Origin of the sequence: Gracilibacillus marinus, from assembly GCF_042651725.1 — a bacterium.
GTDB lineage: Bacteria > Bacillota > Bacilli > Bacillales > Amphibacillaceae > Gracilibacillus > Gracilibacillus marinus.
In genome coordinates this window covers 1,025,275-1,041,824 of the sequence record NZ_JBHSDV010000001.1, presented here as the reverse complement: position 1 = coordinate 1,041,824, position 16,550 = coordinate 1,025,275, and the positions used below count along the sequence as shown (strand labels likewise).

17 protein-coding genes and 1 tRNA gene are annotated in these 16,550 nt (G+C 35.0%); 3 read left to right on the top strand and 15 right to left on the bottom strand.

The window, feature by feature from the left end:
- Positions 1 to 10 precede the first annotated feature (10 nt).
- The 5 genes from ACFOZ1_RS04595 to ACFOZ1_RS04575 all read right to left on the bottom strand — a co-directional run bounded on the left by ACFOZ1_RS04595 (position 11) and on the right by ACFOZ1_RS04575 (position 4,825).
- Positions 11 to 1,192, bottom strand: a complete 1,182-nt coding sequence (locus tag ACFOZ1_RS04595) for a phosphoglycerate kinase (protein WP_390196438.1) — start codon at positions 1,190 to 1,192, stop codon at positions 11 to 13.
- A gap of 154 nt (positions 1,193 to 1,346) precedes the next feature.
- A complete protein-coding gene (gene gap / locus ACFOZ1_RS04590) occupies positions 1,347 to 2,348 on the bottom strand; it encodes a type I glyceraldehyde-3-phosphate dehydrogenase (RefSeq protein ID WP_390196436.1) in 1,002 nt (333 codons plus the stop codon).
- 38 nt (positions 2,349 to 2,386) lie between these two features.
- Positions 2,387 to 3,415, bottom strand: coding sequence for a sugar-binding transcriptional regulator (locus tag ACFOZ1_RS04585; RefSeq protein WP_390196434.1), 1,029 nt, complete (start codon positions 3,413 to 3,415; stop codon positions 2,387 to 2,389).
- A 118-nt stretch (positions 3,416 to 3,533) separates the two neighbouring features.
- Positions 3,534 to 3,788 (bottom strand): glutaredoxin family protein, encoded by a 255-nt coding sequence (locus tag ACFOZ1_RS04580; RefSeq protein ID WP_390196433.1) that lies wholly within the window; start codon positions 3,786 to 3,788, stop codon positions 3,534 to 3,536.
- 74 nt (positions 3,789 to 3,862) lie between these two features.
- Positions 3,863 to 4,825 (bottom strand): L-lactate dehydrogenase, encoded by a 963-nt coding sequence (locus ACFOZ1_RS04575; RefSeq protein WP_390196432.1) that lies wholly within the window; start codon positions 4,823 to 4,825, stop codon positions 3,863 to 3,865.
- Between the two features lie 616 nt (positions 4,826 to 5,441).
- On the opposite strand from ACFOZ1_RS04575, the gene ACFOZ1_RS04570 reads away from it, so the two are divergent.
- Entirely contained in the window at positions 5,442 to 5,702 is a 261-nt protein-coding gene (locus ACFOZ1_RS04570; protein ID WP_390198054.1) for an HPr family phosphocarrier protein, read from the top strand.
- 62 nt (positions 5,703 to 5,764) lie between these two features.
- Here the strand turns inward: ACFOZ1_RS04570 and clpP are convergent, their stop codons facing one another.
- A complete protein-coding gene (gene clpP / locus ACFOZ1_RS04565) occupies positions 5,765 to 6,361 on the bottom strand; it encodes an ATP-dependent Clp endopeptidase proteolytic subunit ClpP (RefSeq protein ID WP_390196430.1) in 597 nt (198 codons plus the stop codon).
- Between the two features lie 286 nt (positions 6,362 to 6,647).
- Between clpP and ACFOZ1_RS04560 the strand changes: the two genes are divergently transcribed.
- Positions 6,648 to 6,720, top strand: a tRNA-Arg gene (locus ACFOZ1_RS04560).
- Positions 6,721 to 6,979: 259 nt separating this feature from the next.
- Here the strand turns inward: ACFOZ1_RS04560 and whiA are convergent.
- From whiA to ACFOZ1_RS04535, 5 genes are all read right to left on the bottom strand, one after another.
- Positions 6,980 to 7,924: a DNA-binding protein WhiA gene (gene whiA, locus ACFOZ1_RS04555; protein ID WP_390196428.1), complete on the bottom strand. Its 945-nt coding sequence runs from the start codon at positions 7,922 to 7,924 to the stop codon at positions 6,980 to 6,982.
- 22 nt (positions 7,925 to 7,946) lie between these two features.
- On the bottom strand, positions 7,947 to 8,900 hold the full coding sequence (locus tag ACFOZ1_RS04550; protein ID WP_390196427.1) for a gluconeogenesis factor YvcK family protein: 954 nt from the start codon (positions 8,898 to 8,900) through the stop codon (positions 7,947 to 7,949).
- A 3-nt stretch (positions 8,901 to 8,903) separates the two neighbouring features.
- Positions 8,904 to 9,785 (bottom strand): RNase adapter RapZ, encoded by an 882-nt coding sequence (rapZ, locus tag ACFOZ1_RS04545; protein WP_390196425.1) that lies wholly within the window; start codon positions 9,783 to 9,785, stop codon positions 8,904 to 8,906.
- A 339-nt stretch (positions 9,786 to 10,124) separates the two neighbouring features.
- Entirely contained in the window at positions 10,125 to 11,069 is a 945-nt protein-coding gene (gene trxB / locus ACFOZ1_RS04540; protein ID WP_390196423.1) for a thioredoxin-disulfide reductase, read from the bottom strand.
- A 67-nt stretch (positions 11,070 to 11,136) separates the two neighbouring features.
- Entirely contained in the window at positions 11,137 to 12,150 is a 1,014-nt protein-coding gene (locus ACFOZ1_RS04535) for a tetratricopeptide repeat protein (protein WP_390196422.1), read from the bottom strand.
- A 135-nt stretch (positions 12,151 to 12,285) separates the two neighbouring features.
- Between ACFOZ1_RS04535 and ACFOZ1_RS04530 the strand changes: the two genes are divergently transcribed.
- Positions 12,286 to 13,197, top strand: coding sequence for a ketopantoate reductase family protein (locus tag ACFOZ1_RS04530; RefSeq protein WP_390196420.1), 912 nt, complete (start codon positions 12,286 to 12,288; stop codon positions 13,195 to 13,197).
- Between the two features lie 11 nt (positions 13,198 to 13,208).
- Here the strand turns inward: ACFOZ1_RS04530 and ACFOZ1_RS04525 are convergent, their stop codons facing one another.
- The 4 genes from ACFOZ1_RS04525 to hprK all read right to left on the bottom strand — a co-directional run bounded on the left by ACFOZ1_RS04525 (position 13,209) and on the right by hprK (position 16,289).
- Positions 13,209 to 13,748, bottom strand: coding sequence for an acyltransferase (locus ACFOZ1_RS04525; RefSeq protein WP_390196419.1), 540 nt, complete (start codon positions 13,746 to 13,748; stop codon positions 13,209 to 13,211).
- Positions 13,749 to 13,750: 2 nt separating this feature from the next.
- Complete coding sequence (gene ppaX / locus ACFOZ1_RS04520; RefSeq protein WP_390196417.1) at positions 13,751 to 14,392, bottom strand: pyrophosphatase PpaX; 642 nt, start codon at positions 14,390 to 14,392, stop codon at positions 13,751 to 13,753.
- A 73-nt stretch (positions 14,393 to 14,465) separates the two neighbouring features.
- Positions 14,466 to 15,305, bottom strand: a complete 840-nt coding sequence (gene lgt, locus ACFOZ1_RS04515) for a prolipoprotein diacylglyceryl transferase (RefSeq protein ID WP_390196416.1) — start codon at positions 15,303 to 15,305, stop codon at positions 14,466 to 14,468.
- Between the two features lie 24 nt (positions 15,306 to 15,329).
- Complete coding sequence (gene hprK, locus ACFOZ1_RS04510; protein WP_390196415.1) at positions 15,330 to 16,289, bottom strand: HPr(Ser) kinase/phosphatase; 960 nt, start codon at positions 16,287 to 16,289, stop codon at positions 15,330 to 15,332.
- Between the last annotated feature and the right edge of the window lie 261 nt (positions 16,290 to 16,550).

Genomic DNA, 16,550 nt, shown 5'->3' with positions numbered 1-16,550 from the left:
TCTCCTTAACTTACTTATCAGTTAGTGCTGAAACTCCAGGTAGTTCTTTCCCCTCCATAAACTCAAGAGAAGCACCACCACCAGTAGAAATATGATCCATTTTATCTGCAAGATGGAATTTCTCTACTGCTGCTGCAGAATCGCCACCACCAATTACAGTATACCCTTCTGTTGTACTTAATGCATCTGCTACGGCTTTTGTACCTTTTGCGAATGCATCAATCTCGAATACACCCATTGGTCCATTCCAAATAACTAGTTTAGATTCTGCGACAATTTTAGCATATTTTTCACGAGTTTTTGGACCAATATCTAATGCTTCCCAATCTGCTGGAATGCTATCAATAGATACAACTTGTGTATTGGCATCATTTGAGAAATCGTCTGCTACGATTACATCTTCAGGCATTACGAAATTGACACCTTTGTCTTTTGCTTTTTGCATATATTCTTTTGCTAACTCAATTTTATCTTCTTCTAATAATGACTGACCTACTTCGTGTCCTAGTGCTTTAACAAATGTGTAAGCAAGCCCACCACCGATAATTAAGTTATCTACTTTATCTAATAAATTGTCAATGACACCAATTTTGTCTTTTACTTTCGCTCCACCAATAATAGCAGTGAAAGGACGATCTGGATTTGACAATGCTTTTCCTAAAACATCTAGTTCTTTCTCAAGTAAGAATCCTGCTGCTGAAGGAATATGTTCTGCAATACCAGCAGTAGATGCATGTGCACGGTGTGCTGCACCAAATGCATCATTCACAAAGTAATCTGCAATATCTGCAAATGCTTTCGCTAATTTAGGGTCATTCTTCGTCTCACCAGCTTCAAAGCGAACATTCTCAATAAGTAAAATATCTCCATCATTTAATTCATTTACAGCTTTGTTCACTTCTTCGCCGTATACTTCATCTGTCTTTACAACAGTTTTGTTAAGTAACTCGCTCAATCTTTTTGCAACAGCATCCATACGAAGTTCTTCTACTACTTCCCCACCGGGACGACCTAAGTGACTTGCTAGAATAACTTTCGCACCTTGCTCTTGTAAATATTGAATTGTAGGAATTGCTGCTTTAATACGTGTATCATCTGTTACTTGGCCGTCTTTCATTGGCACATTAAAATCTACACGACAAAATACTTTTTTACCTTTTACATCAATGTCTTTAATTGTCTGCTTGTTCATATGAATGAACCTCCCTACAGTAATGGTACTTACTTTTCTATTTTTAAAAAATCGATTAGAGATTACTAAACATGTATTATTTAAAAAAGCGGAGAAGCGCGTAGCTTCCCCGCTTTATAATGTACTATGTTTAGTTTTACTATCGCTTATTTAATTATAATTTAGCGAAGTATTCTAAAGTACGTACTAATTGTGCAGTGTAAGACATTTCGTTGTCATACCAAGCAACTGTTTTAACTAGTTGTTTGTCGCCAACTGTCATTACTTTTGTTTGTGTAGCATCAAATAATGAACCGTAAGTAATACCTACGATATCACTTGATACGATTTCGTCTTCTGTGTAACCATAAGACTCGTTAGAAGCTTGTTTCATTGCTTCGTTTACTTCTTCAACTGTTACTTTTTGATCTAAAACTGTTACTAACTCAGTTAAAGAACCTGTAGCAACTGGTACACGTTGAGCAGCACCATCTAATTTACCATTTAATTCAGGAATTACTAAACCAATTGCTTTTGCTGCACCAGTTGAGTTAGGAATGATGTTTTCAGCAGCTGCACGAGCACGACGGAAGTCACCTTTAGGGTGTGGACCATCAAGTGTCATTTGGTCACCTGTGTATGCGTGGATTGTTGTCATTAAACCTTCCACAACACCAAATTTATCATTTAAAGTTTTAGCCATTGGAGCTAAACAGTTTGTTGTACAAGAAGCACCAGAAATAACTGTTTCTTCACCAGTTAAGATTTCGTGGTTTGTGTTATATACAACTGTAGGTACGTCATTTCCACCTGGAGCAGAAATTACAACACGTTTTGCACCAGCTTTTAAGTGTAATTCAGCTTTTTCTTTTGAAGTAAAGAATCCTGTACATTCAAGAACGATATCTACACCTAATTCGCCCCAAGGTAATTCTTCAGGGTTACGATTAGCAATTACTTTTACTTCTTTACCATTTACAGTAAATGAACCTTCATTTACTTCTACAGATCCGTTGAAACGGCCTTGAGTTGTATCGTATTTTAATAAGTGTGCTAACATTTTAGAATCTGTTAAATCATTGATTGCTACAACTTCGATTCCTTCTACATCTTGAATACGACGGAACGCTAGACGTCCGATACGTCCAAAACCATTAATACCTACTTTTACTGTCATGCTAAATTCCTCCTTAGAATATGTTCTTAATTTATAAATTAAAGGGAATATCCCTCTAACAACTCTTTTGCGGCTGCTTCATCTGTAATCAACACATTACTTTTACCTAATTTAAAATATGATTGTATTGCATTTGCCTTCGATTTTCCACCAGCAACAGCAATTACATATTGCGCCTTATCTAAATCAGCTAATTGCAACCCGACTGTTCTTGCTTTGTATACTACTTCACCATGGCGATTTAAGTAAAAACCAAATGTCTCACTTACTGCATGTTGTGTTGTAAGACGATCAATTACTTCTTGAGAAGCTTTTCTACGTTTTGCCATTGTGATAGCATCACCAATACTGTGTAAAACAATCTTGGCATCTTGAACCATTTGTAATATTTCTTTTACTGTTGGTTCTTCAATAATGGTATGATAGGACTCTTCGCTAAGGGGATCTGGAACATACAACATTCGATAATTGCCATTAGCCTTTTTAGCCATTTGTGCGCATATCGTGTTCGCTTGATTCTCTACTTGTTCACCTAGTCCCCCACGAGCTGGAACAAAGGTACAATTTGTCGCTTGGTGTAGTGGCTTCATTTGATTTGCCACTTCTGCCATCGATGTACCTCCTGTTACTGCAATAGTTTGGTTGGAAGTTACTATAGTGTTTAGAAATTGAACACAAGCTTTACCAAGTTCTTCTTTTACTGTTTGTTGTTCATCACTATCACCTGAAACGATAATAACATGTTCCAATTGTAATTTATCCTTAATCTGTGATTCTAAAACACGAAATTCAGAAATTCCATTCATAAATGTTGCAAATTTCTCAACAATTGAATTTCCTTCTTCCGTTACTTGCATCCCCTTAGATGTTACCACAATAAACCCGTGTTTGTTTAAAAAATCTATTTCTGAACGCACAAGTCTTTCTTTCATCTGTATTTGTTCAGCAAGACTTCTTCGTCCAATTGGTTGCATTCGTTGGATATAGTGTAATATCTTATATCTTTTTTGCATGACATCTAAGATATCGGGGAATAATTTCTCTTGAATATCTAATAATTCCTTCAATCGGAAACGCTCCTTTTTCGATAGCGGGATTTATTTGTCCCTGCTAGTCGTAAATCGTCCCACGTGAGTCAAAAAAAATAACTTCCATAAGTAATTGTATCAAATTCTACAAAATGACTCAACTCTTTTCTCCATTATTTTTATTTTTCAGAAAACTATTTATACTATCGTAGTCAATTTTCCCTTTACCGACAATAGATTCATTTATTTCGATAACCGGAATTTCTAATTGATATTTTTCCAACAATATTTCGTCATCATAGATATTCACTTCTTCTATATGTAAATTGTATTCTTCTTCAAATAATGTAAGTATCCCTAATGCATCTTCACACAAACTACAATTAGGTTTTCCATATACGATTACATGCATGTTTACATCTCCTCTTTTCAGGCAACATCTATTAAGATAGCTACAGTCATTTCCAGACTGTAGCTATTATACATTTATATTAACGCCTTTCTTCCAACGTCGACCATTTCCTTTAATGTTTTAGCAGATGCATCTAGTTGTTGTTGTTCCACATCTGTTAATTTTAATTCCATAATTTCTCGCACACCATTTTCGTTTAGAACAGCAGGAACACCGATATATACATCATCTAGTCCATATTGTCCCTCAAGATATGCAGAAACTGTCACAATGGCATTTTCGTTATTAAGTATTGCTCTAGTTAAACGAACTAATCCAAGTCCAATACCATAGTATGTTGCACCTTTACGCTTTATAATATGATAAGCAGCGTCTCTGACATTTTCAAAAATTGCGGTCATTTGTTTATCTTCATATAAATTTGCAATATTCGCATACTTAGATAAAGGTACGCCACCTATTTGAACATGACTCCACACTGGCAGTTCAGAATCTCCATGCTCCCCTACAATATATGCATGAACATTACGTGCATCTACTTCAAAATACTCGCCTAATAAATAACGGAATCTTGCAGTATCTAAAATCGTCCCAGATCCAATTACACGTTCCTTAGGTAAGCCAGAAATCTCTCTTGTTAATTGTGTTAAGATGTCCACAGGGTTTGTCGCAACTAAGAAAATGCCTTGAAAATCCACTGCCATCACTTTTTCTACAATGCCTTTAAAGATTCTCGCATTTTTAGAAACTAAATCTAAACGTGTTTCACCTGGTTTTTGATTCGCACCTGCTGTAATTACAACAAGATCTGCATTATGACATTCTTCATAATCTCCTGCTTTTATTCTCATAGGGTTTCCGAATGCCATTCCGTGATTTAAATCGCGAGCTTCCCCTTCTGCTTTATCTTTATCTAAATCAATCAGAACTAACTCATTCACAACACCTTGATTTAATAAAGCATATGCATAACTCGTTCCAACAAATCCAGTACCAATTACAACCACTTTTCTTAATTTCGTTTTTTTACTAGCCATTCTAACCACCCCTTTGTCATTCTACGCCATTTTTAATTATCCTATGTAAATGAATCTGGATATATCGCACAATTATGTTGTGTTAGTATAAATCCAATCTGAGAGTTTTTATACTTTTTTGTTGTATAAATAGTAAAATAGGATATATTCTTACTATATCCTATTTTTTCATGTTATGGAAGCTAGAAATTTGACTATTATGTGAAATATTGAACAAAATGTTATTTGATTAAAATGATTTGTCTTGTGTTTCGTTGTTGAATATTCTTTTATTACAGCACAAGTAACAAAATGATTCCTGCAAAACTAGTAATGGCTAAAAAGCTTCTTATATCGATTAATGGTATTTTTTCATTCATGATTTTTTCGTCCTTTCCAATAAATGATGCACTAATAATGATTGAATTTAGCTATCTATTTTTAATCCCTTTAATTCCAAGTTGTTTACTTTGTTTTAATTTATCATGGTTTTATATTTCTGTCAATCATTTTCCTATAGAAAATACCGCTCTGTTTTTGTTAACATATTGTTCACGATTTTTAAGTTGTAGTAATAATATGACAAATGGTATAGTAGTATTAAATGATAACGCTTACAGAAAGGGGTTAGATGAAAGTGATAGAAAAAGATGTAATTATTGGTGTTCAACCTGGTTTACAAGCACGTCCTGCTGCTATTTTTGTACAGAAGGCAAATAATTATGCTTCAGAAATATTTATTGAAAAAGGTACAAAGCGAATCAATGCGAAGAGCATTATGGGATTAATGAGTTTAGCATTAGCAAATGGTACAGAAATTAAACTCATTGCAGACGGTCCAGATGACGAGGATGCATTGCGTGATTTAATCGAGTTTGTAGAAAATGATCAACAATGATTGATAAATCAAAAAAGAAGATTACAGCATATCTTGATGCTTGTAATCTTCTTTTTATTATATTAATTCAAATCTTCAGGTTTCTTCTCCATCACTTTATCGATTAATCCGTACTCTTTTGCACGTTCTGCTGTCATGAAATTATCTCTGTCTGTGTCTTTTTCGATAATTTCCATAGGTTGACCAGTACGTTCTGCAAGAATTTCATTTAATTTTTTGCGCATTTCAATGATTCGATTTGCATGAATTTGAATATCTGACGCTTGACCTTGTGTACCACCTAATGGTTGGTGAATCATTACTTCACTATTTGGTAATGCAAATCGTTTACCTGGTTCTCCAGCAGCAAGTAAAAATGCTCCCATTGATGCAGCCATACCTATACAAATTGTAGAAACGTTTGGTTTAATAAATTGCATTGTGTCATAAATAGCCATACCCGCTGTAATCGATCCACCAGGAGAGTTGATATACAGTGAAATATCTTTGTCAGGATCTTCAGCTGCTAAGAATAATAATTGTGCAACAATACTATTCGCTACATTGTCATCAATAGCACTACCTAACATGATAATACGGTCTTTTAATAGACGTGAATAAATATCGTATGCACGTTCACCACGGTTTGTTTGTTCAATAACTGTAGGGATTAAATTCATAAGAAAATTCCTCCTTAAAAATCTTTCTTTTATCATTAATTTTCTTTTCTATACACATCATAACTTATTGGTCAAAAAAGGTCAAACGATATGTTTTGTTCAAACTTCTTATTTTATGTAGTGCCTTTTAGTATACTCTACGTACATCCTACCCCTATTTTATCATATTTAAACGATTTACTCTTCATAATTTATGTGAAGGTGGTATAATAGATGATATTTTTATTGAAATAACACTCTCCTTTCGATATACTAATACATGTCTGTTTCATCCATCATGTTACATGCGCTCGTAGCTCAGGGGATAGAGCAATGGTTTCCGGTACCATGTGTCGGGGGTTCAAATCCCTCCGTGCGCGTTAAAATCAAAATTATAAAGAGATTGAAATAACAGATTTCTTTAGCCTAAAAAAATCCAAACGATTCGAAAGCTATTACCGAATCGTTTGGATTTTTTGTGTATTTAAAGGATAATTCTATTTATTTATTTTGAGCTTTTATATGTGCATGTATACGTTACGGCTTGTTCGTGTTCCTTTCCGTAGGTTTCTCTGAGCTACACTTATCTAAGTGGATTAGTCAAGGCATGTACGGAAATTACCATTTCAAAATTACGTATCATTTAGGCACATGCTCACTTCTTAATTGATCCGCAAATTGGTCAATTTTCTTTAATCGATGGTTAATACCTGATTTGCTAATTTTGCTTCCTGACACCATTTCTCCTAGTTCTTTCAAAGAGACATCTTGGTGCTCCATACGTAAAATAGCAATTTCCTTTAATTTATCAGGTAATGCATCTAATCCTACTGTACGTTTAATAAATCGAATATTTTCCACTTGTCTAAATGCAGCACCAATTGTTTTATTTAAATTCGCTGTCTCACAATTCACCAGGCGATTTACAGAATTACGCATATCTCGAACAATTCTTACATCTTCAAATTTGAATAATGCTTGATGTGCTCCAATATAGTTAAGAAATTCTGTTATTTTTTCTGCTTCTTTAATATATGCAATAAATCCTTTTTTTCTTTCCAAAATTCGCGCATGTAAGTGATAGTCATTCAATAAATCACATAATGCTTGATTATGTTCTTCGTAAAAATTATAAATTTCCAAATGATAAGAAGACGTCTCTGGATTATTCACAGATCCACCTGCTAAGAATGCTCCTCGCAAATACGCACGTCGACAGCATTCTTTCTTTTTATATTCATCGGATATTGTTCGAACAAATTGATATGGTTCAATTAACAATCCCATATCAACAAGCATTTCTTTCACACCTTCATTCATGCGAACAATATAGACATTATTTTTCTTTAATTTCATTTTCTTTCGTACAAGTAATTCTACAGGATGCGTATAAAGACTTTTGATTAATGTATAAATTCGTCTTGCTATTGCGGCATTTTCTGTCTGTACGTCTAGAGAGTAATGTAGACGCGAAAAAGATACTGCGCCGTTCATTCGAATCAAAGCAGCCAATTCTGACTTATTGCAACAGGCATTGTTTGCAATTGTCGTTAGTTCCTTTTTTATCTCTGAAGCAAAAGACAACTTTCTCCCCCCTTATTCACTTTTATAACAATGAAACAAGGAGATTTGCTATTTTCTCCGTATCATGTCTTAATGAGTTATTCTTCACTTTTACAATATCTTCTTCAATAATCTTCACACCTAAATTTCTTAATCGGTCGAAGTCGTATACTACTGGTGCTGCCAATTCTTCCGCATAGACCAGTTTCATGTCCGGATCAATTTCTTTATTGTGTACGACGACGGAATGAATACAACCAGCTCCAACATGATCCAAAATTGCTTGCACATGATCACTCGCTGTATATCCATTGGTTTCTCCAATTTGCGTCATCACATTACATACATAAATCACATTTGCATGTGTATCTTTTAATGCTTGCCCGATTTGGGGGACAATCAAATTAGGCAAAATACTTGTATAAAGACTACCTGGTGACACGACTACAATATCTGCAGACAAGATAGCATCCACTGCTTCAGGCAATGGCAAGACAGGATTTGGTTGAAGAAATACACGTTTGATTTTCTTCCCTACTTTAGGAATATTTGATTCACCTGACATAATCGTGCCATCTTCATACTCTGCATGCAAAAACATATTTTGATTTGCAATAGGATAAATGTTTCCTTTCACATTTAACACACGAGAGATTTCTTTAATTCCTGTATAAAAATCTCCAGTAACAGAAGTCATTGCAGCGAGCAGCAAATTACCCATAGAATGACCAGATAGCCCATTCCCTTTCGTAAAGCGATGCTGGAATAAATGCATTAGCATTGGCTCGACATCAGATAATGCTGCAATGACATTTCTAATATCACCAGGTGCAGGCATTTCCATTTCTGTACGCAATCGACCAGAACTACCGCCATCATCTGCGACTGTTACAATTGCGGATAAGTCAATATCGTGATGTTTGAGACCACGTAGTAATACAGGCATGCCAGTCCCGCCGCCTATTACTACTACTTTCTTCGTTGTATGTGTTGTCATATCTTATCCCTTTCGCTTGTCAATATCACGATGGCTTACATGTGTGACATAGTTCTTTTGGAAATGTTTCGCAATATGTTCTGCAATAGCAACAGATCTGTGTTGTCCACCTGTACATCCAATTGCAATGACAAGTTGGCTCTTACCTTCCCGTTTATATTGTGGCAACATAAATTGCAATAAATCTAATGTCTTTTCTAAAAATACTTTTGTGTCAGACCATTTAAATACATATGATGCCACATCTGGATTAATGCCAGTAAGTGGTCGCAATTGTTCTACATAATGAGGATTTGGTAAGAATCGAACATCAAATACTAAGTCAGCATCAATTGGTAGTCCATACTTAAAACCGAATGACAATGCATGGATGGAGAAAATTTCCTGTTCACTCTCTCCATATCTCTGCACAATTTTCTCTCTCAGTTCTTTTGGCTTCAAATTAGATGTATCGATAAAGTGTTGTGCACGTCCGCGCAGTTCATCTAATATAGTACGTTCCGCATGAATACCTTCTAATGGTAGTCCGTCATGTGCTAAAGGATGGGAACGGCGCGTTTCTTTATAGCGTGACACGAGTACTTGGTCACTCGCATCTAAAAACAAAATATGTTCTTCTAACCAATTCTCTTGACCTAATTTGTCTAAAGCTTCAAATAAAGATTCAAAGAATTCACGTCCACGTAAGTCCATTACAAGCGCAACTTTTTGAATATTGTTTGTAGCATCTTTCATCAATTCTAGAAATTTTGGTAATAACGCTGGAGGTAAATTATCCACACAATAATAACCTAAATCTTCAAAGCTCTGTACAGCGACCGTTTTACCAGCACCTGACATACCTGTAATAATGACTAATTTTGTTTCTTCTTTTACTGTCCCCATAATCGATACCTCCCCAAAATGTAAAAACAACTTCCATTATTATAAAATAGTTATTCATGCAAAAATTGCTTTATCCCTATTTGTGTTTGTCTGTTTGATTCACTATCCATGATTGAATTCTCACGTAACAGACTATAGTTACTTATATTATACACATTCCTATGAGTCTTCTCAAAGCAAAAAAAATTGGCATAGGTATGATAGCCTATGCCGTTCAATTCTATTTATAAAAAAGGGGGTCAATTAGTTAACTTCATTATAACCCTTTTATGTTTCATCCGTGTTACAGTGAGGTTAATTTCCTTTTACGTTAAATTTCAAATTGATGACAATTGGTAACTAAGCTTCTTCGCTCTCCAATAAATTTTCGACAAATGCTTGAGCAGATTGTGCAGCAATTGCACCATCACCTGTTGCTGTTACAATTTGACGTAATTCTTTCTCGCGTATATCACCTGCAGCGAAAACACCTGGTACACTTGTTTCCATATTCTCATTTGTTGGAATATATCCCTCTTCATTTGTAATTCCTAATGACTGGAATGGCTCACTTAATGGGACCATACCAATATAGATGAATGCACCATCTGTTTTATGCTCATATTCTTCGCCGGTTTTTTTATTAAGTAATGTCACACTTGCAACTTTACCATTCTCACCATTAATGGACTTCACAATCGTATCCCATAGGAAATCAATTTTTTCATTTTTGAATGCACGATCTTGTAGAATTTTTTGAGCACGTAATTGTTCACGACGGTGAATAATCGTTACTTTGCTAGCGAATCGAGTTAAGTATACCCCTTCTTCTACCGCAGAATCCCCACCACCAACAACAATTAATTCTTTCTCTTTGAAGAATGCACCATCACAGACTGCACAGTAAGATACACCTCGTCCGCCTAGTTCTTCTTCACCTGGTACACCTAGCTTTTTGTATTGCGCTCCTGTTGTAATAATCAGTGCACGTGTTTTAAATTCTTTCGTTCCCGCTTTTACAATTTTATATTCTTTTTTATCAATTACTTCTTTAATATCTCCATACGCGTATGCCGCACCGAATTTCTTCGCATGATCGAACATTTTGTTAGACAAATCCGGTCCCAAAATATGGTCATATCCTGGATAATTTTCTACATCTTCTGTATTTGCCATTTGTCCACCAGGAATACCGCGTTCAAGCATTAATGTATCCAAATTTGCTCGAGATGTGTACACAGCCGCTGTCATACCAGCAGGTCCCGCTCCAGCAATGATTACGTCGTAAATTTTGTCTTCTGACATACTTCTCATCCTTTCACTTTCTTTGTTTCATTATCTTATTGTTCATTCAAAAGGTCTACTAATCTGCTCAATCGCCAATTAGGTTACTGTTTTGCCATGGCTTCATTTGCTTCTTGAGGATGGAGTGTTCCTTACATCCTTCTTCCCAGATTTGTTCGGCCATTGTTTCATTTCCGATAAAATAACAACATGTACTGTACCATCTATAATAAGAAGGATGACCTTTTAACTTTGATTTATGCAAACAACGAAATCGGGAGAATGCTTCTTGATACATACCTACTTGTGTGAACATCGAAGCAAGCCTTAATTTTTGTTGTTCATGTACTGGATATATATTCTCAAGCATATGAACAAGATTATGAAATAAAGTTATTTCTTTTGTTTGATAATAGAATATTGCTAAATTCATAAAACTTGCAAGTGTATCTGGATGTTCTTGTAAATAATTCTCTTCAAGCTCAATTGCCTTCTCTTTTTCCCCTGCAAAGAAAAGTGCATAATGATACTCATGTCTTGCTTGTTGGAATTCTGGGAACATGATAATCATTTCTTCTAATAATGCAATGGCTTCTTGCCATTCTTCTCGCTCTAAATGATAAAAAACGGTCTCTTGATAGATTAATACATCATCTTCTTCTTCCAATACCCATTCATCATCTTCTTCATCATCTTCAAAATCTAACACTGTAAGTAACCCAATTGCTTCTTCAGCAAATTCACCATCAGGATCTTTTTCTAAATATAATTCTGCATACTTAATCGCATCTTGTAGGAGCCCAAGATGTGCATAATTATTTGCAATTAAATAGTAACAATCAATATATTCATCACCATATGCTGTCAATACTTTTGTTAGTAGTTGATTTGCTTTATGATAAGAACCGATTTCGGTATAAACAATGGACATTTGACATTGATATAAAGGATGATTTGGTTTTTCAGAGAGAGCCTTTTTAAACCACTTAATAGATAGTTCGAACTTACGCTTTTGAAAAGCCTCTACGCCTTTAGAAAAATAAAACTCCCCTTCTGGTATGAAAGGTATAATATTCTTCTTTGTTTTATATGGTTTTGGCACGCTGTAAATACCCATCCCTTCTTTTTAAAAACTTACTATTGACTAATGCATTATAACACAAAATGTCAAGATATATTAGATAGTTTTTAGGAAAAGTATTGAATATGATAAAATAGGAATAGGAGGGATGAAATAATGCATATTGCAATCATTGGCGCCGGTGCATTGGGTACATACTTTGGCGCGAGATGGCTCGATGCAGGTGCAGATGTCACCTTTATCGTCCGTGAAAATCGTTGGAAACAAATTCAAAAGAATGGTTTAGCTGTGCACAGTGTTTTAGGAGATACGAATGTAGATCATGCAACATATATGAAAGACCCATCAAAAGCAAAAGATGTGGATGTGATTGTCCTTGCAGTAAAGGGATACCATCTAGATGGTGTCATCCCAACAATCAAACAGATGATTTCTGATAAGACATTTATATTACCTATCTTAAACGGATTCGAACATTATGCCACATTACAAGAGACATTTGGTGAAGAGCGAGTTCTAGGTGGTCTTGCGAATATTATTGCAACATTAAATGAGAAAGGACATGTAGAACACACAAGCAACATACATGAATTGCGATTTGGTATTCTGCACAACAAACAAGCAGGTATTTGTGAGCGGCTCGCCAAGCTATCTGAAAAAAGTAACATGCACGCAATATATAGTGACACGATTCTAAAAGACATATGGTATAAATATATGTTCATTACAGCATTTTCCGGTATAACCACTGCAACAGATTGTGCAATCGGACAGATTAGACGTACACCTGAAACAATGGAGATTGTTACTAAGCTATTAAATGAGATGAAGCAAATCGCGAATCGAAACGAAGAACTTTTAAATGAGTTAGATGTGAAAAAAGCAATCAAAACATTGGAAACATTACATGAGGATGCTACGTCATCCATGCATCAAGATTACCGAAAAGGGCTCACAATTGAACTAGATCATTTACAAGGATACAGCTTACAATTAGCTAAAGATAATCATATTAATACACCATATTTAGAGACCATCTATAGTTTGATAAAAGCAAAAGTAGAGTAGCCGACATATGGTTACTCTACTTTTTGTTCATGAAAAAATGGATCTAGCTTCATTCTCTCGTCCATTTGTTCTTTTGTATAAATTACTCTCATCGGATTTCCACCAACAAAGGTACCTGCTTCTACATTTTTATGCACAACTGTACCTGCAGCAACAACCGCTCCATTTCCAATTTCCACACCAGGTAAGATTGTACTATTTGCACCAATCATCACTTCATCACCAATCACTACATCGCCTAATCGATATTCTTTGATTAAGTATTCATGCGCTAAAATAGTTGTGTTATAACCAATGACAGTGTTTTTACCTACTTTTATCTTCTCAGGAAACATAATATCAAGCATTACCATTAGTGCAAATGCCGTTTCCTTTCCTACTTCCATTTTTAAAAATGTACGATACAACCAATTTTTCACATTTAACAAAGGGGTATATCTAGCAAGCTGAATGACAATAAAATTCCGAATCACTTTAAAGAATGGAACAGTTTTGTAAATATGCCAAAGCGAATTTGCACCAGATACTTTATAACGGTGTGTATTGCGCATACTTATTCCACTCCAACTAATTGTAGTAAATCACTCATTTGCTCTAACATATATGTTGGATTGTGTGCTTCAAGTACTTCTCTCCCTTTGATTGTCCATGCAACGCCAGCTGTTTGTACGCCAGCATTATGTCCTGCTTCGATATCATGATAATTATCTCCGACCATTAATGTTGTCATCGGATTTGCTTGTAATTGATTGATTGCAGTTAGAATCGGCTCAGGATGGGGTTTTGCGTTTTCTACATCATCAAGCCCTATTAATACTTCAAATACATCTGCCATTCCCGTTATTTGTAAGCCTAATTTTGCTGTATCAGATAACTTTGTTGTAACAATGCCTAACGTAATACCTGCATCTTTCAGCTTTTTCACTGTTTCTACTACTGTCGGGTATGCTTCCACATATTTGTCATGGTTTGCTAAATTATGTTCTCGATATGTTGCTATCATTTCTTCCACTTTATCTGGATTCACCTGTTGCATACTATCCACTAATGGTGGACCAATAAAATTCAATATCTCTTCTCTCGTATATTGTCTGTCACTAAATTTCTCTAAAGTATGCGTAAATGATGCTACAATCAATTCATTCGTGTCAATTAATGTTCCATCTAAATCAAATAATATCGTTTCTATTTTCATCTTTCATCCTCCAACATTTATTTAACATGGAAATTGGCTTTTGCTAAAAACAGCAAAAGCCAATCTACACGCATTATTTTTGTACGATTTTTTTGCCTTGATACGTTTTATTTGCTAATCCTTTTTTTCTGCGGAAAACAATAAGGATAATTGCGCAAATAATCAGTACGATTGATATAAATTGTGCCGTTCTTAATATCGGCTCAATGATATATAAACTATCTGTACGCATGCCTTCAATAAAATATCTTCCAATTGAGTACCAAATTACGTAGGACAAAAATAGTTCCCCACGTCTAATTGGATATTTTCTTAATAGAAGTAATAAACCAAATCCAATGATATTCCAAACAGATTCATATAAAAAAGTTGGATGATACATCGTACCTTTAATACACATTTGGTTCATAATAAAATCAGGTAGATATTGGTGAAAACTTTCATATGTAGCTTGTGATATTGGACCACCATGTGCCTCTTGATTCATGAAATTTCCCCAGCGGCCGATTGCTTGTCCTAAAATGATACTAGGTGCAACAATATCTGCAATTTGCCAGAAAGATAATTTCCGAATTCTTGTATAAATAATTGCGGTGATAACAGATCCAATTAATGCACCATGAATGGCAATGCCACCTTCCCATACTGCAAATACTTTCCAAAATGGACCGTTCGAATATTGATCCCATTTAAAAATGACATAATAAATTCTTGCACTTAGAATCGCAATCGGAATTGCATATACAACCAAGTCAATTATATAATCTTTTTTTACACCTAAGCGATCCGCTTCTCTTGTCGCAAGCCAAAGCGCTAAAAATACACCTGATGCAATAATGACACCATACCAGTATATTGGTAATGAACCAATCTTAATAAATACTGGATCTAATGCCGGTGCTGCACATGACACTACACATCTCTCCCATTCTATTTCTTACTCCATATCTAGATCAAAGACTGACTCTTCCTCACGTTCACCGTGTTGAATCATTTTGGATAATCGTTGTGAAAATTCTTCTGCTGCATTCACACCCATACGTTTTAAGCGGAAGTTCATTGCTGCAACTTCAATAATAACAGCTAAGTTACGTCCTGGTCTAACAGGAAGCGTTATTTTTGGTATTTTCACATCAATCACTTTCATCGTTTCTTCTTCTAAGCCTAAACGATCATATTGTTTCTTTTGATCCCATGTTTCTAAATTGATTACAAGGGAAATTCGTTTATGTGATCGAACAGAACCTGCACCAAATAGTGTCATGACGTTAATGATGCCTAATCCTCTAATTTCTAGTAAATGTTCGATTAATGGAGGTGATGACCCAATTAATCTGTCATAGTCTTCTTGTCTAATCTCCACACTATCATCTGCGACTAGTCTATGTCCTCTTTTTACTAATTCTAGTGCTGTTTCACTTTTACCTACACCACTTTGTCCTGTAATAAGTACACCAATACCATATATATCTACTAAAACACCATGCACTGCGGTAAATGGTGCGAATTTAGCTTCAAGAAAATTTGTAATTCGACTAATTACACGTGTTGTTTTAAAAGGTGATCGCATTAACGGTACACCAGAGTTCTGACATGCCTCAACTAATTCTTCAGGAATATCCATTGCTCGAGTAACTAATATACCTGGCGTAATATCTGTACATAATTTGTACGCACGGTCTTTCTTTTCTTCTGTTGTTAGTTCAGCGAAATAGGATAGTTCTGTTTTTCCTAACAATTGCAAGCGATCTTTTGGATAATATTTGAAGTATCCTGTTAACTCAATTCCAGGTCTTGAGACTTCACTCATGAATATTTCACGATGTAAGCCTTCTTGTCCTGCAACAAGCTCAATTTTAAAGCGCTCTAATAAATCTTGTGTACGTACTTTTGCCAATGTAAGCCCCCCTAATCCAAAAAGCTTTATTCTTATCTCATTCTACCTAATTTCTAAGTATGTAAATAGTCTTCCTTCATTCCTTTTATTATTGTAGCATTTTTTTAATCATTTCGTATCCTTTTATTATAATTATTACGTAAAAAAAATGATTCATACCTGTTTTAATTATGGACAAATTTTTGACAATAAGAAAAGATTATAAGGCAAAAGATTGCTCTCATTAGAAAAATCCAAACAATTCGATAGCTATTTACCGAA